The 23,542-nt window shown below is 54.6% G+C and carries 18 protein-coding genes; 7 read left to right on the top strand and 11 right to left on the bottom strand.

The window, feature by feature from the left end:
* Positions 1-27: 27 nt before the first annotated feature.
* Positions 28-3,924, bottom strand: coding sequence for an ATP-dependent RNA helicase HrpA (gene hrpA, locus QMZ30_RS14040; RefSeq protein WP_283227829.1), 3,897 nt, complete (start codon positions 3,922-3,924; stop codon positions 28-30).
* A gap of 254 nt (positions 3,925-4,178) precedes the next feature.
* Here hrpA and azoR point away from each other — a divergent pair, with 254 nt between their 5' ends.
* Positions 4,179-4,778, top strand: coding sequence for an FMN-dependent NADH-azoreductase (gene azoR / locus QMZ30_RS14035; protein WP_034821315.1), 600 nt, complete (start codon positions 4,179-4,181; stop codon positions 4,776-4,778).
* A gap of 169 nt (positions 4,779-4,947) precedes the next feature.
* On the opposite strand, the gene QMZ30_RS14030 is transcribed toward azoR, so the two are convergent.
* The 3 genes from QMZ30_RS14030 to QMZ30_RS14020 are packed head-to-tail and all read right to left on the bottom strand — an operon-like array spanning position 4,948 to position 8,083.
* On the bottom strand, positions 4,948-5,268 hold the full coding sequence (locus tag QMZ30_RS14030) for a YdbL family probable chaperone protein (protein WP_283227948.1): 321 nt from the start codon (positions 5,266-5,268) through the stop codon (positions 4,948-4,950).
* Between the two features lie 11 nt (positions 5,269-5,279).
* The gene (locus QMZ30_RS14025; RefSeq protein ID WP_039333459.1) at positions 5,280-5,468 is read right to left on the bottom strand and encodes a YnbE family lipoprotein; all 189 of its coding nucleotides are present in this window, start codon (positions 5,466-5,468) and stop codon (positions 5,280-5,282) included.
* Positions 5,465-8,083: a YdbH family protein gene (locus QMZ30_RS14020; RefSeq protein ID WP_283227828.1), complete on the bottom strand. Its 2,619-nt coding sequence runs from the start codon at positions 8,081-8,083 to the stop codon at positions 5,465-5,467. Before QMZ30_RS14020 ends, QMZ30_RS14025 begins: the two co-directional genes overlap by 4 nt.
* Positions 8,084-8,248: 165 nt before the next feature.
* Here QMZ30_RS14020 and QMZ30_RS14015 point away from each other — a divergent pair, with 165 nt between their 5' ends.
* A complete protein-coding gene (locus QMZ30_RS14015) occupies positions 8,249-9,241 on the top strand; it encodes a 2-hydroxyacid dehydrogenase (RefSeq protein ID WP_283227827.1) in 993 nt (330 codons plus the stop codon).
* Positions 9,242-9,257: 16 nt separating this feature from the next.
* Here the strand turns inward: QMZ30_RS14015 and QMZ30_RS14010 are convergent, their stop codons facing one another.
* Positions 9,258-9,530 (bottom strand): putative hemolysin, encoded by a 273-nt coding sequence (locus QMZ30_RS14010; protein WP_039333466.1) that lies wholly within the window; start codon positions 9,528-9,530, stop codon positions 9,258-9,260.
* A gap of 187 nt (positions 9,531-9,717) precedes the next feature.
* Between QMZ30_RS14010 and QMZ30_RS14005 the strand changes: the two genes are divergently transcribed.
* A complete protein-coding gene (locus QMZ30_RS14005) occupies positions 9,718-10,374 on the top strand; it encodes an MgtC/SapB family protein (RefSeq protein WP_039333468.1) in 657 nt (218 codons plus the stop codon).
* Between the two features lie 137 nt (positions 10,375-10,511).
* Complete coding sequence (gene nifJ, locus QMZ30_RS14000; RefSeq protein ID WP_283227826.1) at positions 10,512-14,039, top strand: pyruvate:ferredoxin (flavodoxin) oxidoreductase; 3,528 nt, start codon at positions 10,512-10,514, stop codon at positions 14,037-14,039.
* A gap of 48 nt (positions 14,040-14,087) precedes the next feature.
* Here the strand turns inward: nifJ and QMZ30_RS13995 are convergent, their stop codons facing one another.
* Positions 14,088-14,288 (bottom strand): DUF2767 family protein, encoded by a 201-nt coding sequence (locus QMZ30_RS13995; RefSeq protein WP_039333472.1) that lies wholly within the window; start codon positions 14,286-14,288, stop codon positions 14,088-14,090.
* Between the two features lie 281 nt (positions 14,289-14,569).
* On the opposite strand from QMZ30_RS13995, the gene ttcA reads away from it, so the two are divergent.
* Complete coding sequence (gene ttcA, locus QMZ30_RS13990; RefSeq protein ID WP_283227825.1) at positions 14,570-15,505, top strand: tRNA 2-thiocytidine(32) synthetase TtcA; 936 nt, start codon at positions 14,570-14,572, stop codon at positions 15,503-15,505.
* A 51-nt stretch (positions 15,506-15,556) separates the two neighbouring features.
* Here ttcA and QMZ30_RS13985 read toward each other — a convergent pair whose 3' ends face one another.
* The 3 genes from QMZ30_RS13985 to QMZ30_RS13975 all read right to left on the bottom strand — a co-directional run bounded on the left by QMZ30_RS13985 (position 15,557) and on the right by QMZ30_RS13975 (position 19,191).
* A complete protein-coding gene (locus tag QMZ30_RS13985; RefSeq protein WP_167347659.1) occupies positions 15,557-15,703 on the bottom strand; it encodes a hypothetical protein in 147 nt (48 codons plus the stop codon).
* A gap of 657 nt (positions 15,704-16,360) precedes the next feature.
* A complete protein-coding gene (gene zntB / locus QMZ30_RS13980) occupies positions 16,361-17,344 on the bottom strand; it encodes a zinc transporter ZntB (protein ID WP_283227824.1) in 984 nt (327 codons plus the stop codon).
* Between the two features lie 227 nt (positions 17,345-17,571).
* Entirely contained in the window at positions 17,572-19,191 is a 1,620-nt protein-coding gene (locus QMZ30_RS13975) for a peptide ABC transporter substrate-binding protein (protein ID WP_283227823.1), read from the bottom strand.
* A 208-nt stretch (positions 19,192-19,399) separates the two neighbouring features.
* Between QMZ30_RS13975 and mpaA the strand changes: the two genes are divergently transcribed.
* Positions 19,400-20,113 carry a murein tripeptide amidase MpaA gene (mpaA, locus tag QMZ30_RS13970; protein WP_283227822.1) on the top strand — a complete coding sequence of 238 codons (714 nt, stop codon included), beginning with the start codon at positions 19,400-19,402 and terminating at the stop codon, positions 20,111-20,113.
* Here mpaA and ycjG read toward each other — a convergent pair.
* Complete coding sequence (ycjG, locus tag QMZ30_RS13965) at positions 20,082-21,068, bottom strand: L-Ala-D/L-Glu epimerase (protein ID WP_283227821.1); 987 nt, start codon at positions 21,066-21,068, stop codon at positions 20,082-20,084. The two genes, mpaA and ycjG, sit on opposite strands and share 32 nt — an antisense overlap.
* 153 nt (positions 21,069-21,221) lie before the next feature.
* On the opposite strand from ycjG, the gene tpx reads away from it, so the two are divergent.
* On the top strand, positions 21,222-21,725 hold the full coding sequence (tpx, locus tag QMZ30_RS13960) for a thiol peroxidase (RefSeq protein ID WP_039333485.1): 504 nt from the start codon (positions 21,222-21,224) through the stop codon (positions 21,723-21,725).
* Between the two features lie 59 nt (positions 21,726-21,784).
* Here the strand turns inward: tpx and tyrR are convergent, their stop codons facing one another.
* Positions 21,785-23,350, bottom strand: coding sequence for a transcriptional regulator TyrR (gene tyrR / locus QMZ30_RS13955; protein WP_283227820.1), 1,566 nt, complete (start codon positions 23,348-23,350; stop codon positions 21,785-21,787).
* Positions 23,351-23,542 lie beyond the last annotated feature (192 nt).

Raw genomic sequence — 23,542 nt, 5'->3', positions numbered from 1 at the left:
GCGCATTTATGCGCACCGGCATACGCATTAACCTATCTGCTCCATCGCCTGCAAAATACGTTTTTCGGAGATCGGGAACGGTGTGCCCAACTGCTGCGCGAAATGGCTCACCCTCAACTCTTCAATCATCCAGCGAATAGCCTGTACATCGGCATCATCCTGACGTTGCGGCGGCAACTTGTTGCGCCATGTCTGCCACGCCTTTTCCACCGCCTGCACTTTCAGCATCCGCGCACGATCGCTGTGCGGGTCAACCGGCAGTTTCTCCAGACGGCGCTCAATACCCTGCAGGTAACGCAACGTATCAGCCAGTCGTTGATAGCCATTGCCCGTCACAAAGCCGCGATACACCAAGCCACTCATTTGCGTTTTGATATCGGACAGCGCCAGAGCCAGCGACATATCCACACGGCCTTTCAGGAACTTATTGATATTAAACACCGACGTCAGGATCTGCTCGACCTGTTTGGCGATGGTCACCACCGTCTCATTGAGTTCTGCACGCACTTTGTCACGCAGTTGTTCGAAGTTTTCTTGTTGCCACGCCGGACCGCCCGCCGCCGCCATCAGCTTATCGACGCCACAGGCGATACAATCATCGATCAGATCCAGCACTTTGCCGTAGGGATTGAAGTACAAACCGAGTTTGGCCTTATTTGGTAGCTTCTCGTGCAGATACTTAATCGGCGACGGGATATTCAGCAGCAACAGGCGACGCTGTCCGCGCCACATCATTTTTTGCTGCTCTAGCTCATTATCGAACAGACGAATAGCGACACTGTCTTTCTCATCGACCAGCGCCGGCCAGGCTTTTACCTGATAGCTGCCGCGCTTCTGTTCATAGCTTTGTGGCAAAGTGCCAAAGCTCCAGATATGCAGCCCGCTCTGCTCCAGCCCGTCGTCGGCCACTTTTGACAACGTCTCCTGCACTTTACCCTTCAGCACTTGTTTCAGCTGATGCAGATCTTTGCCTTCCTGCAACTTGCGGTTGTGCTCATCAACGATACGGAAGGTCATTTTGAGGTGATCGGGCACCTGATCCCACTGCCAGGCTTCGCGGTCGATGGTAACGCCGGTCATGCGACGGAATTCACGTTCCAGCGCGTCTAACAGCGGCAGTTCCATAGCCTTAACTCTGCCAAGGAAGGCTTCTGCATAGTTCGGAGCTGGCACCAGATTTCGACGGGTCGGTTTGGGCAGTGATTTGATCAGGGCGATCACCAACTCTCGGCGCACGCCGGGAATTTGCCATTCAAAACCGCTCTCTTCGACCTGGTTTAATAACGGTAATGGGATATGCACGGTCACCCCATCCGCATCGCCGCCCGGCTCAAACTGGTAGCTCAGTTTGAGCTTCAGATTGCCCTGCTGCCAGAAGTTCGGGTAATCCAACTGGCTGACTTTATCGGCACCCTCTTTGATCAACATCTGCTTATCAAAGCTGAGCAAATCGGGATTCTCTTTGCTCGCTTGTTTCCACCAGCTGTCAAAATGACGCGCTGAGACCACGTCGCTGCCAATGCGTCGATCGTAGAAGGCAAACAGCGTTTCATCGTCAACGAGAATGTCACGACGGCGCGATTTGTGTTCCAAATCTTCAACTTCACTGCGCAGTTTAAGGTTGTTGCGCAGGAACGCGTGACGTGTTTGCCAGTCTCCTTCCACCAGAGCATGACGGATAAACAACTCGCGGCTGAGTTGCGGATCGATACGGCTGTAGTTGACCTTACGCGCCTGCACAATGGCCAGGCCGTACAGCGTGACTTTTTCCGTTGCCATAACCGCACCCTGGGCTTTTTCCCAGTGCGGTTCACTGTAGCTACGTTTGATCAGGTGTTGTGCCAGCGGCTCAATCCATTCCGGATCGATGCGCGCCGCCACACGTCCCCACAGGCGGCTGGTTTCCACCAGCTCCGCCACCATGGTCCACTTCGGTGGCTTCTTAAACAGGCCCGAACCGGGGAAGATGGAGAAACGCGCATTACGCGCCCCGGTAAACTCCTGCTTCTCGTTATCTTTTTGCCCGATATGCGACAGCAATCCAGTCAGCAACGCGCAGTGCACTTCACGATAGGGTGCCGGTTCGCTGTTGACTGACATGCCCTGCTCACGCACCACCTGGCGCAACTGGGTATAGATATCCTGCCATTCACGGACGCGTAAATAGTTGAGGAAATCAGCCTTACACTGGCGGCGGAAATGGTTACCAGACAGCGCTTTTTGCTGCTCTTGCAGGTAATTCCACAGATTCACAAAGCTGAGGAAATCAGACTCTTTATCGGCAAAACGACGATGTTTCTCATCAGATGCCTGCTGTTTTTCACTGGGACGCTCACGCGGGTCTTGAATGGATAACGCCGCTGTGATGATCATCGCTTCACGCACGCAGCCAAATTTCTGCGCTTCCAGTACCATACGCGCCAGACGCGGATCGACCGGCAACTGCGCCAACTGGCGGCCTGATGAGGTTAACTTATAGGTTTCATCCTCGCTCAGCGTAATCGCGCCCAACTCTTCCAGCAGACGTACACCGTCCTGGATGTTGCGCTTGTCTGGCGCTTCGACGAACGGGAATGCACCGATATCGCCGAGGCCCAGTGCCGTCATCTGCAGAATGACCGATGCCAGGTTGGTGCGCAGAATTTCTGGGTCGGTAAACGCCGGGCGGCTGAGGAAATCGTCTTCTGAGTAGAGACGAATACAGATCCCTTCCGATACGCGACCGCAACGCCCCTTACGCTGATTGGCAGAGGCTTGCGAAACAGGTTCAATCGGCAGACGCTGCACCTTGGTGCGATAGCTATAGCGGCTGATACGTGCTGTACCGGGATCGATAACGTATTTAATGCCCGGCACCGTCAGAGAGGTTTCTGCCACGTTGGTCGCCAGCACGATACGGCGCCCGCTGTGTGACTGGAACACGCGGTTCTGTTCGGCGTTGGAGAGACGCGCATAAAGCGGCAGGATTTCCGTATGCGGAATATCCCGCTTCATCAGCGCATCAGCGGTATCACGGATCTCACGTTCACCGCTCATAAAGATCAGGATGTCGCCACGGCTCTCGTGGCCCAGCTCATCCACCGCATCAAAAATCGCCTGAAGCTGGTCACGATCGGTGTCGTCAGCATCTTCTACTATCGGGCGATAACGCACCTCCACCGGATAGGTGCGACCGGAGACTTCAATCACCGGTGCGTTGTTAAAATGACGCGAGAAACGCTGCGGGTCGATGGTGGCCGACGTGATGATAACTTTCAGGTCGGGACGGCGCGGCAACAGTTCGCGCAAATATCCCAACAGAAAATCGATGTTCAGACTGCGTTCGTGCGCCTCATCGATAATGATGGTGTCGTATTGCAACAGTTGACGGTCCTGCTGGATTTCCGCCAGCAAAATACCGTCGGTCATCAGCTTCACCTGGGTGGTGTCACTGACCTGATCGTTAAAACGCACTTTATAACCAATGGTGCCACCCAGTGAGGTTTCCAGCTCATCGGCAATACGGTTCGCCACGGTGCGTGCCGCCAGACGACGCGGCTGAGTATGACCAATCAGGCCCTTCACGCCCCTTCCGAGCGCCAGGCAGATTTTGGGTAACTGCGTGGTTTTCCCTGAGCCGGTCTCACCTGCCACGATCACGACCTGATGGTCGCGGATAGCTTCGGCAATTTCCTGCTGCTTCTGACTGACCGGGAGATTTTCCGGGAAGGTAATGCGCGGAGTGGCAGCAGTACGTTGGGCAATGCGCTGTTCAGCCGCAGCAAATTCAGGCTCCAGTTCAGCTGCAATGCCCTGCTGTGCCACAGGATTTTTCACCTTCGCCGCGCCATGCAGACGGCGCTGCAAACGCTGGCGATCGCGCAGCATGAGATTATCGAGCCGCGTCCAAAGTGGGGCTAAAGGGGAAGTGACGGATGATGACATAGTGATGTGTTACCTGTTGTCGCGGCGAGCCTGACAAAGTGCGCTCGTTGCCGGCAAAATTTCCCGGCGGATTCAATCAATTATTGCCCGGCATAATAGCACACTCTGGACAACCTCACCTGACCGGACGTGCGACCTTATTCAATAATTTCGAACATAGGTCTCGAAATATTGCGCTTTTACCTCGCGGAGGAACTCCGTAGAGTGTAACGCATTGAGCGGTAAGCCAACCGCGTAACGCACAGGAAAATACCATGAGCAAAGTTTTAGTTCTGAAATCAAGCATCCTCGCTGGTTACTCTCAGTCAAACCAACTGGCTGACTTCTACGCTGAAGAAGCGCGCGCAAAAGGTAACGAAGTTACCGTACGCGATTTGGCTGCACAGCCGATTCCAGTACTGGATGGAGAGTTGGTTGGCGCACTGCGTCCTTCTGATGCTCCACTGTCTCCACGTCAGCAGGAAGCGCTGGCGCTGTCCGACGAATTGATTGCTGAACTGCAAGCACATGACACTGTGGTTATTGCTGCACCAATGTACAACTTCAACATCCCTACTCAGCTGAAGAACTACTTCGATCTGATTGCTCGCGCTGGCGTGACCTTCCGCTACACTGAAGCAGGCCCAGAAGGTCTGGTAACCGGTAAACGCGCAGTGATCCTGTCCAGCCGTGGCGGTATCCATAAAGATACCCCAACCGATCTGCTGACCCCATACGTGAAACTGTTCCTGGGCTTCATCGGCATCACCGACGTAAACTTCGTGTTCGCAGAAGGTATTGCTTATGGTCCAGAAGTGGCGACCAAAGCGGCTAACGACGCGAAAGACGCTATCAAACAAATTGTTGCTGCGTAATCATTGAGAACGTGATGAATACCCGAGAATAATGGGTATGATGCCATCTTTGCCGGGCCTGAGTGCCCGGCTTTTTTGTGCCTGTTGTTCGCCATAAATGCCCACTCTACAACGGTCTGGCGTGGTTTGAGTAGGGTGCGCATTTATGCGCACATGAACTCTAAGGCACTCATTTACGTAACCACTGCCCGTTAATTCCGCGCACATATTCACCGCTGCCCGCGCGGTTCACCAGCTTCTCGCCGGCGATACGCGCCACTTCGCTGGTGGTCAGATTGTTCTGCTGCGCCACACGCTGATATTGCTGGGTACGACCATCGTTGATGCGCTTCACCAGCGCCAGGGTCTCATCATCCTGCTGGCGTGCCGCGATAAAACCGCTCAGCGTCTCGCCCACGCGCCCCTGTTGCCGCGCCTCATCAAGCGTTAACGCCCACGCGGAAGGGATCATCAATAGCGCCAGTAACATTGCGGTCAACTTGCGTTTCATCATGCCGCTCCTCAAAACAGACCGCTTTGATTTTTCAACAACGCTTCCACGTCTTTATCGACCTTGATATGGATCTCATGCTCGATCTTGACGTTCATATTGATGGTGATGGGCTCTTTCGGTGCCGCGACTTCAATGCGCGGTACACATCCCATCAGTGGCAGCCCAGCGGCTAAAACCAGTAGTGCCCTCAGGCTCATGGTTGGGGATCCTTTTTCGATGGCAGGGTGGCGTTTTGCTCCACCCAGGATTGCAAATTATCGCCAAAGCGCAGACTGCGCCACAGCTGGAACAGATTTTCCTGATGCCGGTAGTTAAGATTGATCGACTGGCGGCGATTACTGAACTGGCTGGTGCCTTTGACTTCCGACTGCATGGTGAGATTGCCGAAATTATCCAGGTCCAGCGTCGCCCATGAACGGGAAATCTCCATATAGCGCAGCCAGTCCATGGCCGCTCCCGCCGCAAAGTTATTGCTGACGATGGCATCGGCCATGTCTTTATCCATGCGGAACGTCAGCGGGCCGCTATTGGCGATCCATCCTTTCTCAATCAGCCATTGCGGATTATTGACCCACAGCGGTAACTCGCCGTTGACCTTACCCGACATGGCAAACTGCTTGGGCTTGATGGCGGTAATCAGCTTGCTGAGATTGATTTCCCGCAGTGACACGCGCGCGGGTTGATGCTGCGGCATACGCAGTTCAGGCATGCTGACATGCCCACCAAGCAGATCGAGATTCACATTGCTCAGCGTTAATGGCTGGCGCTCCTGCCACGGATAGTGCCCCTGTAAATCGGCGGTAATGTTCTGCAGGGCGAACTGATTTTTCACCTCGGCAATGCGCAGCGAAACCGGCCCACGGCGGCCGAGCTGCCACTGATGATCTTTCAGACGGAACGGCAATGAGAAGTCGATACCATTAATTTCGCTGTCTGGCATCCATACGCTGCCATTTTTCACCGCCCAGTGACCGCCGGCTTCAAAACCCTGATCATTCGCGGCGGAAAAAGCGATTTGAGCGCGTAACTCACCCGATTGAATGCGCATCTTCAAATCGCTGCTGAGCAACGGCTGAAACACGGTCAGCGATTGGGCTGGCCACCAGGCTTCTCCGCGTAAACGTTCACCATCCCAACGCCCATGCACACGCACAGGGCCAATATCTTCCGCGGTGAGCTGTCCACGCCAGACAAACCGGCTGGGATCGCTGCCCTTGGCTTCAAAATTTAATTCAGACGGCGGCAGCCAGCCACCATAACTGAACTGCGTCTGGCCGGATTTCAGCGTGAACCCGCCGTTAAACGCAGGATGATTGATGTCACGCTGCCAACGCACGGGCGCAGTCAGCGTCAAGCGCGGTTTGTCGACCTGCACCATGCCATAGGAGAGTTGGTCAAAACCGGTATTAAGTGTGTCGAGACTGATCAACGTATCTTGCCAACTGCCCGTGCCCTTCACGTCCCATTTGGCATTAAGTGGGGCCATCTCGCCATCGCCCCAGTAACGCCAGTTCCAGCGCCCGCTGTCGGGCCAGAAATCACTGGCGCGTCCATCAAGGTGCAGGGTAAAACGGCCAAAACTGGGATCGTGCGCTTTAAGAATGGCCTGCAAGCGACCATTGATGCCGCGTGACGCCACAGTAACGCCCGCCAGCGGCCAACGTGCTTCATCCACTTCTAATGTCGAGAGTAAACGACCGCGCAAGCGCAGCAACGATCCTTGTTTCAGGCTGACTTGCGGATCGGTAAGTATGCCGTGCAGCACGCCAGGCATCGTGCCGAAAAGTTGCAAATCGGCAAACTTGCTCTCACCCGTTAACTGAAATGGCAAGTGGCTATCGGTGAGACTTAAGTTGCCGGGTCCAACACTCAGCACCAAGTTGCCTTTCCCCCCGCGCCCTTGTGTTAACAGATTAAATCGGCCGCTGATCTGCGTATTTTCTAATCCCTGCTGCCAGTTTTCCAGCGTCAACGCCATGCCGCCGGACAAGGGTTGGTCAGCTTGTGGCCAGCGCCAATGGCCCTCGGTAATGCGAATTTGTTGCGCGTCAACTTGCCACGGCAGCTGCAACAATGGCTGATCGTCACCCTGTTGCTTAACGGTCAATGTGCCCTGCTGTTGCTGCCAGTTGAGCGCCACGGACAGCGGCTGCGGCCACTGTGCCAGATTGACATCGCCGTTCAACTCGCCCGCCACGGGCAAGCCATCAGCAAATGTTGGCAGAGTGAGATCACCGTGCAGATCGAGCGGTTTGGGTAACAGCGGATGGGTGAACTGGAGTTGGGTGATATGCAGTTGCTGCCCTTGCAGGTTGGCATCCACGCTGAGGTTATCGCCCAGGTAATGCAGCTGTTGCGCGTTCTTATCTAATGTCAGGTCAAAGCGGCCGGCATATTGTTGCCACGGCAGAACACTCAGTTGTTCAAGATGAATATCGGCCCCCGGCAACATCTGCTGCCATTCGGCCAGACTACGCGGCGCAGCGCTGTTGCTGCCCTGCGGCAATGCTTGCAGGCAATCGCTGTTAAGCTGGACGCTGTGCGCATTAACCTGCCAGCGCTGGCTGTGCCAACCCAGCGCGACGTCTTCGACTTTCGCCAGTTCGCAATCTCCCGCCAGGTAACGTACTTCGGGAAAATGCAGACCGCCCTGATGCCAGCGCGGTGCACCGTTCAGTTCAACACGGGTGTTTTCTGGCAGCCAGATGCCCGCCAGCCGGGGTAACCATTGCGTTAACGTCAGCAATAATCCCAACAGCAGCAGTATCAGCGCCAGTAGCGCAGCAAGTGTTCGACGAAGGCCCCGCGTCATGGCAGCTAACTTTCCTGTTCTTTACGCAATCCTGACAGTGATGATGTCACGTTATGCCCGGCAAATGAAGGTGTTAGCTTAATAGCCTGGCTGAAGAACAGCAAAGTGACGCGGAAAACGTTATCCTGTTGTGATACCGACAGTGCATTTTTCAGGAGCGAAACAATGAAAGTTGCGGTTTACAGCACCAAACACTACGACCAGAAATACCTTGAACACGTCAATGCCCGCTATGGATTTGAGCTGGAGTTTTTCGATTTCCTGCTCAGCGAGGCGACGGCAAAAAACGCAGCGGGCTGCGATGCGGTGTGCATTTTTGTCAATGATGATGGCAGTAAATCGGTGCTGGAAGAGCTGGCCGCATTGGGCGTGAAATATATCGCGCTGCGCTGTGCGGGTTTCAATAACGTCGATCTTGCAGCGGCGGCTGCGCTGGGCCTTCAGGTGGTTCGCGTGCCAGCCTACTCACCGGAAGCGGTGGCCGAACATGCCGTCGGGTTGATGATGACGCTCAACCGGCGAATCCATCGCGCTTATCAGCGCACGCGTGATGCCAACTTCTCACTGGATGGCTTAACCGGTTTCAATATGCATGGCAAAACCGCAGGCGTGGTAGGCACCGGCAAAATCGGTGTGGCGGCCATGCGCATATTGAAAGGGTTTGGTATGCGGCTGCTGGCGTTTGATCCCTATCCCAGCGACGCTGCACTGGAGTTGGGTGCGGAGTATGTGGATTTGAAAACGCTGTTTGCGCAATCCGATGTGATTACGCTGCACTGCCCGCTGACACCCGAGAATCATCATCTGCTGAATGCGCAGGCATTCAGTCAAATGAAAGATGGCGTGATGATCATCAATACCAGTCGCGGCGGTCTGATTGACTCACAAGCGGCTATTGATGCACTGAAACAGCAAAAGATCGGTTCGCTCGGGATGGATGTGTATGAAAACGAGCGCGATTTGTTCTTTGAGGACAAGTCGAATGATGTGATTCAGGACGACATCTTCCGCCGTTTGTCAGCCTGTCATAACGTGTTATTTACCGGCCATCAGGCGTTCCTGACCGCCGAAGCGTTGACGGCGATTTCAGAAACCACGCTCAGCAATCTGCAACAGCTTGAACGCGGTGAGACCAGTCCGAATCAAGTGAAAGCTTAATCGTCTTGCGCCTGCGTTAGCGGGCGCAACGTCCCCCCATCAGCGCCTGTTCGTCACAGCGACGTCCATTCGCCAGTTGGCACATACCAATACGCGAACCATCTAACTGACGCGAGAAGGCCAGTGAGCCCCCGGCATTACTGCAATTCACTTCAGCCAGAGAAGCCATGACCACATGGGATGGCACATGTGCAGCGGTCGCCTGTTGCGGTGGTTCGTTATCACTGTTGCTGCTGCAGGCAGAAAGTAACAGCGCTGCACCGGCCAGCAGTAAGGTAGCGGCTTTCATCGGTCGGGCTCCGGGGAGTTGGGCGTAAGAGAACCCCCAGCATATGTCAGGTCCCATCAGGGGTCGATAGGCGACACAGCTTTTTACAAAATTTTTTATCACCCTTTGCAAGCAGAATTATCCTGATTGAACGCAATTATCCTTTTCGCGACAAAAGATCGCGATTTATCAACAGCCAGGAGGAACCATGTTAACGGACATGCTTATCCGTATCGCCCTCGCCGGAATTCTCGGTGGGTTGATTGGCCTGGAGCGCCAGATGCGCGCCAAAGAAGCCGGACTGCGCACCCATATTCTGGTCGGTATTGGCAGTGCGATGTTTATGCTGGTCTCCAAATACGGCTTCTCTGACATGCTCAACAGCGACCATGTGGCACTCGATCCCAGCCGTATTGCCGCGCAGGTGGTCAGCGGGATGGGCTTCCTCGGTGCGGGTACCATCATCATCCAAAAACAGATCGTCAAAGGTTTAACCACCGCCGCCGGATTATGGGTCACCGCCGCGATTGGCCTGGTGATTGGTAGCGGGATGTACGAAATTGGTATCTACGGCACGGTGCTGGCGCTAGTGGTGTTAGAAACCTTCCGCCGCATCAGTCACTGGTTGATTGGCCGCCATCACACGCTGTTGGTTCACCTGAAACCGAAAAGTGTGCCGTTGGTCCTGCTGGTGATGCAGCGCGAGAATTTGCGCTATGGCCATATCGCGGTGGTCAATCGGGATGAAGAGAACGGTCTTTGTGAACTGAGCGTCGAGGTGACATTGTCACGCAATGCGCCTATTCATACCATTTATGACAAAGTGATGGAAATCAAAGGCGTTCAGTCCCTTGAGATGATGTAAAAAACAGCAACCTTAGGTGTCTGTGCGTTCATCCTCAGACACCACACAGATGAAAAAGTCCCGCCCCTGCGCTTTGCTAAACTGAATCATTACCCCCGTAAATTTTATGGGTTTCCAGGCTCAGCAAAGGACGTTTTATGATTACCGTCGACGGCAATGGCGCGGTGGCTTCGGTCGCTTTCCGCACCAGTGAAGTGATCGCCATCTATCCCATCACCCCCAGTTCCACCATGGCGGAACTGGCAGACAGCTGGTCAGGTGAAGGGCGCCGCAACATCTGGGGCGACGTCCCGCGCGTGGTGGAGATGCAATCCGAAGGTGGCGCAATTGCTACCGTCCATGGTGCCTTGCAAACCGGCGCCCTCTCCACCACCTTCACCTCCTCGCAAGGTTTGCTGTTGATGATCCCCACGCTGTACAAGCTGGCGGGGCAACTGACGCCGTTTGTCTTGCATGTGGCGGCGCGTACTGTGGCAACCCACGCACTCTCTATTTTTGGCGATCACTCTGATGTGATGGCGGTACGCCAGACCGGTTGTGCCCAACTGTGCGCATCCAGCGTGCAGGAGGCGCAAGACTTCGCGCTGATTTCCCAGATGGCGTCGCTCAATAGCCGCGTGCCCTTTATTCATTTCTTTGACGGTTTCCGCACCTCGCATGAGATCAACAAAATTGTCCCGATCAGCGATGAAACCCTACAGGCGCTGATGCCTACCGAAGCGATTGCTGCCCACCGCGCGCGCGCGTTAACGCCCGATCATCCCTCAATACGCGGCACCTCCGCGAATCCGGATACCTATTTCCAGTCTCGCGAAGCCACCAACCGCTGGTATGACGCCTGTACCGGTCATGTTGAAACAGCAATGGCCGCCTTTTGCGCGGAAACCGGCCGCCACTATCAGCCTTTTGAGTACTACGGTCACCCACAGGCTGACCGCGTGATCGTGATGATGGGCTCCGGCTGCGGCACTGCCGAAGAAGCAATTGATACCCTTCTGCAACGCGGTGACAAGGTGGGTCTGGTGAAGGTTCGCCTCTATCGCCCATTCTCGGCTGCGCATCTGATCAAAACCTTACCTACTTCAGTTCAGCGCGTGGCTGTACTGGACCGAACTAAGGAGCCTGGCGCCCTCGGTGAGCCGCTGTTTTTGGATGTGATGACGGCGTTGGCTGAAGCCTTCAGCTGTGGCGAGCGCCCGACGCTGCCCAAAGTGATTGGCGGGCGTTATGGCTTGTCGTCAAAAGAGTTTGCGCCTGACGCAGTGTTAGCCGTGTTCCGCGCCCTGCAGCGCGATACGCCGCCATCCCGTTTTACCGTCGGGATTTACGATGATGTCACCCATCTTTCTTTACCGATGGAAAGCAACATCGTGCCCAACCGCGCGCGGCTGGAGGCTCTCTTCTATGGGTTGGGTAGCGATGGCAGCGTCAGCGCCAGTAAAAACAACCTAAAGATCATTGGCAACGCAACGCCGTGGCATGTTCAGGGCTATTTCGTCTACGATTCGAAAAAGGCTGGCGGCCTGACGGTTTCACATTTGCGCGTCAGTGAACACCCGATTCAGTCAGCATATCTGGTGCAGCAGGCTGATTTCATCGGCTGTCATCAGCTGCAATTTATCGATAAGTATTCGATGCTCGATCAACTCAAACCTGGCGGGATTTTCCTGCTCAACACGCCTTATGCCGCGGATGAAGTCTGGTCACGTTTGCCGCAAGAGGTGCAAAGCCAACTCAATGAGAAACAGACGCGTTTCTATGTGATCAATGCCGCCCGCATTGCGCGTGAATGCCAGTTAGGTGCGCGCATCAATACCGTGATGCAAATGGCCTTCTTCCAGCTGACCCAAATTCTGCCCGACGACAGCGCGCTGACCGAACTGCAAAATGCCATCTCACGCAGTTACGGCAGCAAAGGCGAAGCGTTAGTACAACGCAACTGGCAGGCACTGGCGATGGCACAACAAGCGCTGGAGGCCGTACCGCTGCAGCCCGTCGACAGCCGCAGCCCGCATCGTCCACCGGTGGTTTCCGACAGCGCCCCCGATTTCGTCAAAACGGTGACCGCCGCCATGCTGGCTGGCCTGGGTGACAAGTTGCCGGTTTCGGCCCTGCCGCCAGACGGCACCTGGCCGGTGGGCACCACGCAATGGGAAAAGCGCAATATCGCAGAAGCGATTCCCATCTGGCAGCCCGATCTCTGCACTCAATGTAACCATTGCGTGGCCGCCTGCCCGCATTCGGCGATCCGTGCCAAAGTGGTGGTACCAGAAGCGTTAGCGTCAACGCCAGACACACTCGCCTCACTGGATATGAAATCACGCGATATGCGTGGGCAAAAATATGTCCTGCAGGTCGCGCCTGAGGATTGTACCGGCTGCAACCTGTGCGTGGAGGTGTGTCCCGCCAGCGACCGACAGCATCCCGAAATCAAAGCCATCAATATGCAGTCGCGTCTTGAGCATGTCGAAGTCGAGAAAGTGAATTACGATGCGTTTCTCGCCTTGCCGGAGATCACCGCTGAGCAGCTGGAGCGCATAGATATCCGCACCTCGCAATTGATCACCCCGTTGTTCGAGTATTCCGGAGCCTGTTCCGGCTGCGGTGAAACGCCCTATATTAAGTTGCTGACCCAACTGTATGGCGATCGCTTACTGATCGCCAACGCCACTGGCTGCTCATCCATCTATGGCGGTAATCTGCCTTCAACGCCTTATACCACCAATGCCGAAGGGCGCGGTCCGGCGTGGGCAAATTCGCTATTTGAAGATAACGCCGAGTTCGGCCTCGGCTTCCGTCTGAGTGTGGATCAACAAAAACAGCGTGCGCTGCGTCTGCTGGAACAGTGCGCACCGCAGTTATCTGCGCCTTTAGTGGAGGTGTTAAAAAGTGACAATGTCACACCATCTGTGCGCCGTGAACAGATTGATCAGCTGCGAGCACAGCTGAAACTTTCGCCCTCACCTGAAGCGGGCGAATTGCGTGAGATTGCGGATGCGCTGGTTGAGAAATCGGTGTGGTTAATTGGGGGCGATGGCTGGGCATATGACATTGGCTATGGCGGACTGGATCATGTGATGAGCCTGAACGAGAACGTCAATGTTTTGGTGCTCGATACGCAGTGCTACTCCAACACTGGTGGGCAAGCTTCCAAAGCCACGCCACTCGGTGCCGTGACCAAGTTTAGTGAGCAAGGTAAACGCAAAGCGCGCAAGGACCTGGGGATGTCTACGCTGTTGTACGGGCATGTGTATGTGGCGCAGATTTCACTCGGTGCGCAGCTCAACCAAACGGTGAAAGCGATTCAGGAAGCGGAAGCCTGGCCAGGTCCATCATTGATCATCGCCTACAGTCCCTGTGAAGAGCACGGCTACGACCTGGCCTACAGCCATGAGCAAATGCGCCTGTTGACCACCAGCGGATTCTGGCCGCTGTATCGTTATGATCCTCGGCGCGCCGAACAAGGAAAAGCCGCACTGTCGTTGGATTCGCGTCCACCGACATCGGAACTGGAGCAGGCGCTGATGAATGAACAGCGCTTCCGTCAGTTGCAAACCCGAGATCCCGAAGCCGCCACGCAGCTGTGGCATGATGCCACTGAAGCCGCCAGTCAGCGTTATCAACGACTGGCGGAGATGGCCGGTAAAGCGGAGAAAAGTGAGTAGCTAAAGCCATTGACCAAAGGGGGCGTGCCTTAGCTCGCCCCCCACAGATCAACACGGATTCAGCTGAATAATCGCCATCTCCACCGCGCGATTAGGTGAACCGGTCAACTCACGGTAGCGCAGTTGCAGGTTACGCAATTCGGTCGCCACCACCTCTTTTTCTGTTGCGGATCCGCGCTGAGCCAGCTCCAGATAGCACTGCCCGACTAACCGGCACGCTTCTTCAAATACCATGTCGTACGTTTGCATTTGCCTCTCCTCACCTTTAGAAACTAAAAAAACTCTGCTTCCATCCTGTCAGGCGCGAAGGTGTCCAATCTTTACCCAGATCAATAAATGGGCAGAATGTTCTGGCAAAGTGTGCGCTTTTATCGCAAGCATCAGATGCGGCGGCGTAAAAAGAGATCACATCAGATCTGGCATTCGCGCCCGCAATCCGTACCATACGCACTCATGTTAGAGGGGTTTATTGCCGCTGAAGCTTTTTCAGCCGCTAACGGCCCTTACCTTCACTCTCAAGCGTGAAAATAATGTCAGAAAATCAAGAAGTAACCAAAAAAGAACAATACAATCTGAACAAGCTTCAGAAGCGCCTGCGTCGTAACGTGGGTGAAGCCATCGCCGATTTCAACATGATTGAAGAAGGCGATCGCATCATGGTTTGCCTGTCTGGTGGTAAAGACAGCTACACCATGCTGGAAATTCTGCGTAATTTGCAGCAGAGCGCACCGGTGAACTTTTCGCTGGTGGCGGTGAATCTCGATCAGAAACAACCCGGCTTCCCAGCGCACATTCTGCCCGCATATCTGGATGAATTAGGCGTTGAGTATCAGATCGTTAACGAAGACACCTACTCCATCGTTAAAGAAAAAATCCCAGAAGGCAAAACCACCTGTTCACTCTGCTCACGTCTGCGCCGCGGCATTCTTTACCGCACCGCCACAGAGCTGGGTTGTACCAAGATTGCGCTCGGTCATCATCGCGACGATATTTTGCAGACGCTGTTCCTGAACATGTTCTACGGCGGAAAAATGAAAGGCATGCCGCCAAAGCTGATGAGTGATGATGGCAAGCATATTGTGATCCGCCCGCTGGCCTACTGCCGTGAGAAAGACATTATCCGCTTTGCCGAAGCGCGTCAGTATCCGATTATCCCGTGCAACCTGTGTGGCTCACAGCCTAACCTGCAACGTCAGGTCGTGGCCGATATGCTGCGTGACTGGGATAAGCGTTATCCTGGCCGCATTGAGACCATGTTCAGCGCGATGCAGAACATCGTGCCTTCGCATATGGCCGATATCAATCTGTTCGACTTCAAAGGCATTAAACACGGTGATGCAGTGGTGAACGGCGGCGATATTGGTTTTGACCGGGAAACCCTGCCAACACAACCTGCTGGCTGGCAGCCAGAAGACGAAGACGTTGCTGAACTCAGCGTGCGACTGGATGTATTAGAGATTAAGTAATCTTATTCCGGTTATGAAAAGGCGCAGCGCTCTGGCTCTGCGCCTTTTTTATTAACGATGGGGAGGCGGATCGATAATCGGTGGAAACTCAGGGTCGTAAGGCGGATCCGGTTGCGGAATCGGCTGGGGATGAGGGATCGGTTCGGGAATCGGTGGTGGATCGGTTGGGATAGGTTCGCTGGCAATCAGTTCTCGCATGCCCTGCTCCTTGTCGCGGAATGAATTTAAAGCTTAGGAAAGGAAACGCGGAGAAGCCAAGCGGCAAAAAAAAAGCCGGCGGATAGCCGGCGTCGTACGAATTATATGTGCTATGCAATAATTCAAAAAAGGAAGTAAGACAATATGGAGCGCAACGCCCATCGCTTGACGTTGCATTCACCTGCGAGAGAGAGTTTGCCTCTGTTAGGCGATCCCGTTATTGATTTCGATCAGGTTTTCTTCGCTTTATGAATTGGTCGGGCTTACTTAACAATAGGTTACCTGGTAGCAACCCAGCATTAACATCACTGCTTATCTAATGCCGCTCACTAGAGCAAAAAATGCATATGCCTGCGGTACACATAAAGGTACATCCGGGCACATGGGTAACACTTTTGCTGGTCTGGCTGGGGTTGCTGTGGGTATCGTGCACAGCCCCATCAAGGTCAGCCCGATCGCAAAGGAATCTCGCATCCATGCAGATCGGCCGCCGCTCCCGGCGGCGGACGCTTTGCTCTTCGGGCTGGCCTTCACGGGGCTTTTAGCATTGTCATTGCTGTGGCCAGTGATGGCAGCCATATTCTCCCCAACCCAATTTATTGCGCATTTGCCGCGAATGTTGACCGTGAAGGTGACAAAGCAACTGACTAACAAGCATCACAGCCATTTGCGGCGTTTGAGCCAAACCGCTACGCCCACCACCATCACCAGAAGTAATACGCAAAATGCGGTGAAGCCCAATGGCCAGCTGCCGCCCGGTATACCGCCGAGGTTGACACCAAACAGGCCGGTCAGGAATGTTGCTGGCAGAAAAATCATTGCCATCAGTGACATGGTGTAGGTACGGCGGTTCATCGATTCCGCCAGTAACGATGCCACTTCATCGGCCAGAATGCCGGTACGCGCCACGCCTGCATTAAGATCGTCTAAACCGCGCCCCAGGCGATCGGCTACGTCCTGCATGCGACGGCGATCGTCATCGTTCATCCACGGCAGCTTCTCACTGGCCAGACGCGCATACACATCTCGCTGCGGCGCCATATAACGTCGCATCACGATCAATTGCTTGCGCAGCAGCGCTAACTCACCGCGAGCCGGCACCTGCTGATCCATCAAGGCATCTTCCAGCTCAATAATTTTATCGTGCATCTCCTCGATAAATTCACTGGCGTGATCGGTCAGCGCATCACACACATCTACCAACCAACTGCCACCGTCCACTGGACCGTTGCCATTTTGCAGATCGCTGAGAACCGTATCGATGGCGTACACTTTGCGGCGGCGAGTAGAGACAATCAGTTTGTCATTGATAAATACCCGCATCGCGACGAGCTGGTCAGGACGAGAATCGGCGTTATGGTTGACGCTACGCAGCACGATCATAAAGCCATCGCCCAGTCGTGTGACGCGCGGACGCATGCTGTCGCCAGCCAGCGCATCGCGTACTGAATCGGGGATCAAAGGAGTATTTTGCAGCCATTCGGCGCTTTGGCGCTGAGTGTAGTTCAGGTGCAGCCAGCAATGACGCTCACAGTTGATGACATCTTTGTCTTCGATGGCAATCACGCCACCTTTGCCATCTAGCTGGCAAGAGATGATGGCATCCGAAACTTTTAACGCTTTTCCTTCAATGACGTTCACGTACGCGCCTCACTATCAAAATCAATACGATACAGTCTAGCGTGGCGCAGACGAGTTGCAATCATCAGGCTGTGAGCAAAGATGACAGGCGGGAAATAACAATGAATCCAGGTGCGCATAAATGTGCACCCTTCTAAAAACGACATCCATTCTTGTAGGGTCGCCATTCATGGCGACCCTCTGGCGCTTAACAGACAAGCATTAACCCATTCATGGCGGCCCGCACTTTAGTGCTTCTCAATCCACAGTTCGCGGCTGTAGGCCACATCTTCTGGATTGGTGATGGGATAACCTTTCACCCAGGGTTTGATCAACCGTCCATTCGTGTATTGATAGATCGGGGCGATCGGCGCCTGATCGGCGATGATCTGCTCGGCTTTGTTGTAATCGGTGTTACGCGCCGCCACGCTGGTTTCCATGCTGGCTTTGCTCAGCACCGCATCATAGTCTGCACTGTGGAAACGGGCGATATTGCCGCTGTGGGTCGAGGTCAACAAGCTCAGGAAGGTTGAAGGTTCGTTGTAATCACCCACCCATGAGGCGCGAATCACATCAAAACTCCCGCTGTTACGGCTGTCTATGTAGGTTTTCCACTCCTGATTCTGCAACGTCACATTCACGCCGAGGTTCTTTTTCCACATTGAGGCCACCGCGATGGCAATCTTCTGATGACTCTCAGAGGTGTTGTATAACAGCGTCAGGTGCAATGGTTTGCCAGGGCCGTAGCCTGCAGCGGTCAACAATGCCTTCGCCTGGGCGTTTAACTCTTGCTGGCTATGCTGTTGCAGATAACTTTGTTGCGGGGTAAAGCCTGCGGTGACGTCTGGCGTGAAATGCCAGGCTGGTTTTTCACCCGTGCCCAGTACTTTCTCGGCGATGATGCGGCGATCGATGCTCCACGAAAGCGCTTTACGCACCCGCACGTCGGCGGTTGGCCCTTTCTCGGTATTAAACGCGTAGTAGTAAGTACCCAACTGATCCGGCGTGTAAACCTGACCAGGCAACTCTTTTTTCAGCAGCGCGTACATATTTTTCGGGAAGGACTCGGTGATATCAATGTCACCGGCACGATAGCGCTTGGTGGCGCTCGACTCTTCATTGATCGGGATAAAGGTCACTTTGGTCAGCACGGAGTGGCTGTCATCCCAGTAATGCGGATTACGTACCAGCACAATCTTCTCGTTCACGACTCTATCCTGCAGCTGATAGGCGCCATTCCCGACCAGTTTACCTGGTGACGTCCAGCCATCGCCGTTTTGTTCAATCACTTTTTGTGGCACCGGATACATCGCGGCATTGGCCACCATGCTGGGGAACCACGGCACAGGCCGTGACAATGTCACTTTAAGATGTGTGGCATCCGTTGCTGTCACGCCCAGTTTATCGGGGCTCATCAGCCCTTTGGTGATGGCCTCCGCATTTTCCATGCCGCTTAACGCGGCAAACCAGGCAAACGGCGAACTGTTTTTGGGATCGACTAAACGTTGCCAGCTGTAGACAAAATCCTGCGCGGTAACCGGATCGCCATTCGACCAGCGTGCATCTTTGCGCAAAGTGAAGATCCAGGTTTTGTTGTCGTTGCTGCTCCAGCTCAGCGCCACACCCGGAACAATTTTACCGTGAGCATCCTGGTTGGTGAGCCCTTCAAACAGATCGCGCATCACCTGGATTTCCGGCAGGCCGACGGCCTTCATCGGATCGAGCGAGGCGGGTTCATCTTTAATATGACGGACGATTTCCTGCGAGCCGGCTAACTGTGCGCCCGGCGGCACGTCAGCAGCAAAAACGGGTGTGAATGCGCCAGCAATTAAAACGGCAGCCAGCGTCTTGCGGAAAGTCAGTTTCATCACCACTCCTTAACCCAAAAAATGGCGACCGCGAAGAAGTTTGTGTCGCCAGCGACTTTCGGCACTTTATCGCAAATCGCTGATTGATATATAGCTATTTCCCTGCGCGCTGATTACCGTTATGTTGAGGCTGGTTTCCCGGTCACACTTTTCATCTTGAACGCCAGCCGCAACCAGGCTGCATTGCACGTTTTCAGAGAGGAATGTCATGTCGTCACACCATCCCCGTCCGCTGCGCGGCAAGCTCGATGCCGTCTGGCAACAATATGGTCAGTCGGTGCTGGGTGCACCGCTGTTGTGGTTTCCTGCTCCCGCGGCGGATGCTGAGAGTGGATTAATTATTGCTGGCACGCACGGCGATGAGAATGCCGCCGTAGCAACCCTTTCAGGCGCGATGCGCACCTTGCCGGAAGCGTTGCGTCGCCATCATGTGGTGCTGGCGGTCAATCCGGATGGATGCCAGCTTGGGCTGCGTGCTAATGCCAATGGCGTGGATCTGAATCGCAACTTCCCGGCGGCAAACTGGCAAACTGGCGACACCGTCTATCGCTGGAACAGCGCCGCTGATGAGCGCGATGTGGTACTCTCCACCGGAAGCCGCCCTGCTTCGGAGCCCGAAACCCAGGCGCTGTGCCAGTTAATTCACCAGATCAAACCGAGCTGGGTGGTCACCTGGCATGAACCGCTGGCCTGTATCGACGATCCACATCACAGCACTTTAGCGCAGTGGCTGGCGCAACAAACACAGTTGCCGGTGGTGAGCAGCGTGGGTTACGCCACGCCAGGCTCATTTGGCAGTTGGTGCGACGATCTCGGCTTGTTGTGCATTACCGCCGAGATGCCGCCGATATCGGTCGATGAAGCCACCGAAGTGTACCTGGAAGCGATGATTAATCTGCTGCGTTGGCAGCCGCGAGATTAAGCACCCCCTGAGAGAAGTGCAGTGACGGCTCAACATCTGCAGCCAGCCAGGTTGGGCCGTCAAGATCGGCGAATTTTGCAATTGGCGTCAAGGGCAGTGCTGCTCGAATAGCGCGTGAGGTGCAGAGCATACAGCCCAGCATCACCGCAAAGCCCTGTTGCCGGGCTTCTTTCGCCAGCGCCAGTGCCTCTGTTAACCCCCCTGTTTTATCCAGCTTGATGTTGACCATTTGGTAGCGCCCCTGCAGTTGTCCCAGTTGTTCACGTGTATGGCAGCTTTCGTCGGCACAAATCGGTAAGGGGTGAATAAAGTTGGCCAGCGCGGCGTCTTCGGCGGCAGGCAGCGGTTGTTCCAGCATGGCGACGTTCAAATCTGCCAGTAACTGGCAACGCGCCGCCAACCCTTCAGCATGCCAGGATTCGTTAGCATCAACGATTAACGTGGCTTCCGGCACTGCCGTGCGAATCGCCACCAGCCGCTCACTGATCAGGTGATTATCGAGTTTGATCTTCAGCAGTCGCGCGCCATGCTGCCACAGCGCCAGCGCGCTGCTGGCCATCGCTTCTGGGGTATCTATGCTGACGGTATGCGCGGTATCTATGCTATCGGCCAGTTGCACTTCACACAGTGCTTGTAGCGTTTTACCCTGCTGCTGACACTCAAGATCCCATAAGGCACAGTCAAGGGCGTTACGGGCAGCACCAGCAGGCAATGCCTGTTGCAGCGCTGCACGCGTCATGCCGTTTTGTATCGCAGGCAGCTGCGAGGCAATTTGTTGCAGCACCGACTCTTCACTCTCGCCATAACGCGCATAAGGCGTAGCTTCACCGACACCTTTTATGCCGTCCTGTTCGATTTCCACCACCACCACATGCGCTTCTGTCCGGCTTCCGCGTGAAATCACAAACGGCGAATGCAACGGCCAGGCTTCCGGATAACTCTTCACTGTTCTCATTCATTCTCCTTAAATCTGCCACTTAATTGCGAACCGGCTCGGTCTTCACCACGAAATGCACTCGTAAACCCTTCAAAATTATGTCATAAACAAACGCTATATCTGCTCTGGTAGGTTAATGCCAGATTAATTCTTCGTTTAAAAGGAAATCGTATGTCTCAGAATGTTCACTTCCAGGGTAACCCAGTCCCCGTTGCAGGTCACTTCCCGCAGGCAGGCGAACAAGCTAAACCTTTCAGCCTGGTGGCTAAAGATCTTAGTGACGTATCCCTTTCTAAGTATGCAGGTAAACGCAAAGTTCTGAACATTTTCCCAAGTATTGATACCGGCGTGTGTGCCACTTCAGTGCGCAAGTTTAATGAACGCTCTGCTGAAGCGGACAATACCGTGGTGCTGTGTATTTCAGCAGACCTGCCGTTTGCTCAGTCTCGCTTCTGCGGCGCGGAAAACATCAGCAATGTCGTGACGCTGTCAGCACTGCGTGGTGCCGAGTTCAAAGAAGATTACGGTGTGGCGATTGCCGATGGCCCACTGAAAGGTTTGACTGCACGTGCCGTAGTGGTGCTGGATGAGAACGATAAAGTGGTTTACAGCGAACTGGTGAACGAAATCACCGAAGAGCCGAACTACGATGCTGCGCTGGCATCACTGAAATAAGTCTGAAACAGACAAAAACGCCGTCGAAAGACGGCGTTTTTATTTCCGGAGACACAGGGTTATTCGTTTTCGCCGCGCTTTTGCCCTAACCCATATTCACGCAGTTTATTGGCAATCGCGGTATGGGAAACCCCAAGGCGCTTCGCCAGTTTACGTGTGCTGGGATAGGACAGATAAAGACGCGTCAACACTGAACGCTCAAAGCGGCTGGTGATCTCATCCAGCGACCCTTCCATCGCTTCTTCTCCCAGTGAGACATCCAGTGCCTGCTCAGGCAACACAATATCTTGTGGACGAAGCTCATAGCCTTCCAGCTGCGTTAACGCACGGTACAGCGCGTTTTTGAGCTGTCTTACGTTGCCCGGCCAGTTGTAGCGGGTCAGGAACGGTGCCAGCTGCGGTGACAAACGTGGGCGAGGTAAACCCTGCTCATCGGCGAAACGGGCGACAAACATCTCCGTCAGCGGCAGGATATCCAGTGGACGTTCGCGCAGCGGCGGCAGGTTGAGCGTCAGGACATTAAGCCGATAGAACAGGTCTTCACGAAACTCACCCCGTTGTACCAGCTCGATCAGGTTCTTCTGTGTCGCGCAAATCACGCGCACATCAACATGCACTTCATGCTCTTCACCGACACGGCGGAAGGTACCGTCGTTGAGGAAACGCAGCAGTTTGGTCTGCATACGCGGTGACATCTCGCCGATTTCATCCAGCAACACCGAGCCACCGTTGGCCTGCTCAAAGAACCCTTTTTTGCCTTCCAGCGCGTTCGGGTATGCTCCGGCAGCATGGCCAAACAGTTCGCTCTCTGCCACATCATCCGGCAGCGATGCGCAGTTCAGCGCCAGGAACGGTTTTTTACCGCGCGCACTGCGAAGATGGCACGCGCGCGCCAGCATATCTTTACCGGTGCCGGTATCCCCCACAATCAGTAACGGGGCATCGTGCATCGCCAGTTTACGCGCCTGATCGATGACCTGGCGCATCTTCGGCGTCACGGCAACAATATGGTCAAACTCGGACTCATCAGTCACGGTGAGATTCTGCAACTGGCGGCCCATGCGCGCGGTGGATTTCAGGGTAATCATCGCGCCCACCGGCTGGTCGCTCTGCCCCTCTTCCTCAGCCATGTAAATCGGTCGGGCCTCCATCAGGAAATCACGCCCCTGAATCACCACATGCTGTGCCTGGGCTTCGACGCGCTCGTTTTCAATCCAACGCTGGAAGTTAAAACCCGTAATCAGCGTGGCCGCATTTTGATTGCGCAGCTTTTGCTCGTCGAGGTTAAACAGGCTCTGCGCCGCCGGGTTGGCCAGCTCAACCTTGCATTTGAGGTCAATAGAGAACACCGGTTCCGGCATCGCAATCAATAATGCGCTCAAGGCACGATGCTCGCGCTCCGAAGGCATGTAGCTGACGGTGCGCACATCTGTCACGCCAGGTGTACGGCGGATTTCCGCCATCAGATTGCTGAACGGTTCAAATTCCAGTGCGGAAAAATTGAGGTAGATGCGACCAAATGGCGCAATTTCGATACCGCGCAAGTCGATGTTGCGCGCAACCAGCAGGTCGAGTAGCTCGCGCGCCAGACCGATGCGGTCCTGGCAGAAAACTTCCAAACGCATTGCGATGAGCCTTAGTCAGGTTTTGATTTTAGAGATAATACGCTAACTTGCAGCGCCTCAGAAGGGGGCTGTCATGAAAAGTTGACAGTTCGAGGCAGGTGACGCGAAGAAGTGTAGCGGAACGCCCAGCATTAATCCCGCCGAATATCACAATTAACACAGATAATTTCACCTTTCACGCCTTGCGCAGCG

Source organism: Pantoea sp. EA-12 (assembly GCF_030053355.1).
In the GTDB taxonomy this organism is placed as follows: Bacteria; Pseudomonadota; Gammaproteobacteria; order Enterobacterales; family Enterobacteriaceae; genus Pantoea; species Pantoea vagans_C.
This window is presented reverse-complemented; position numbering and strand designations above follow the sequence as displayed.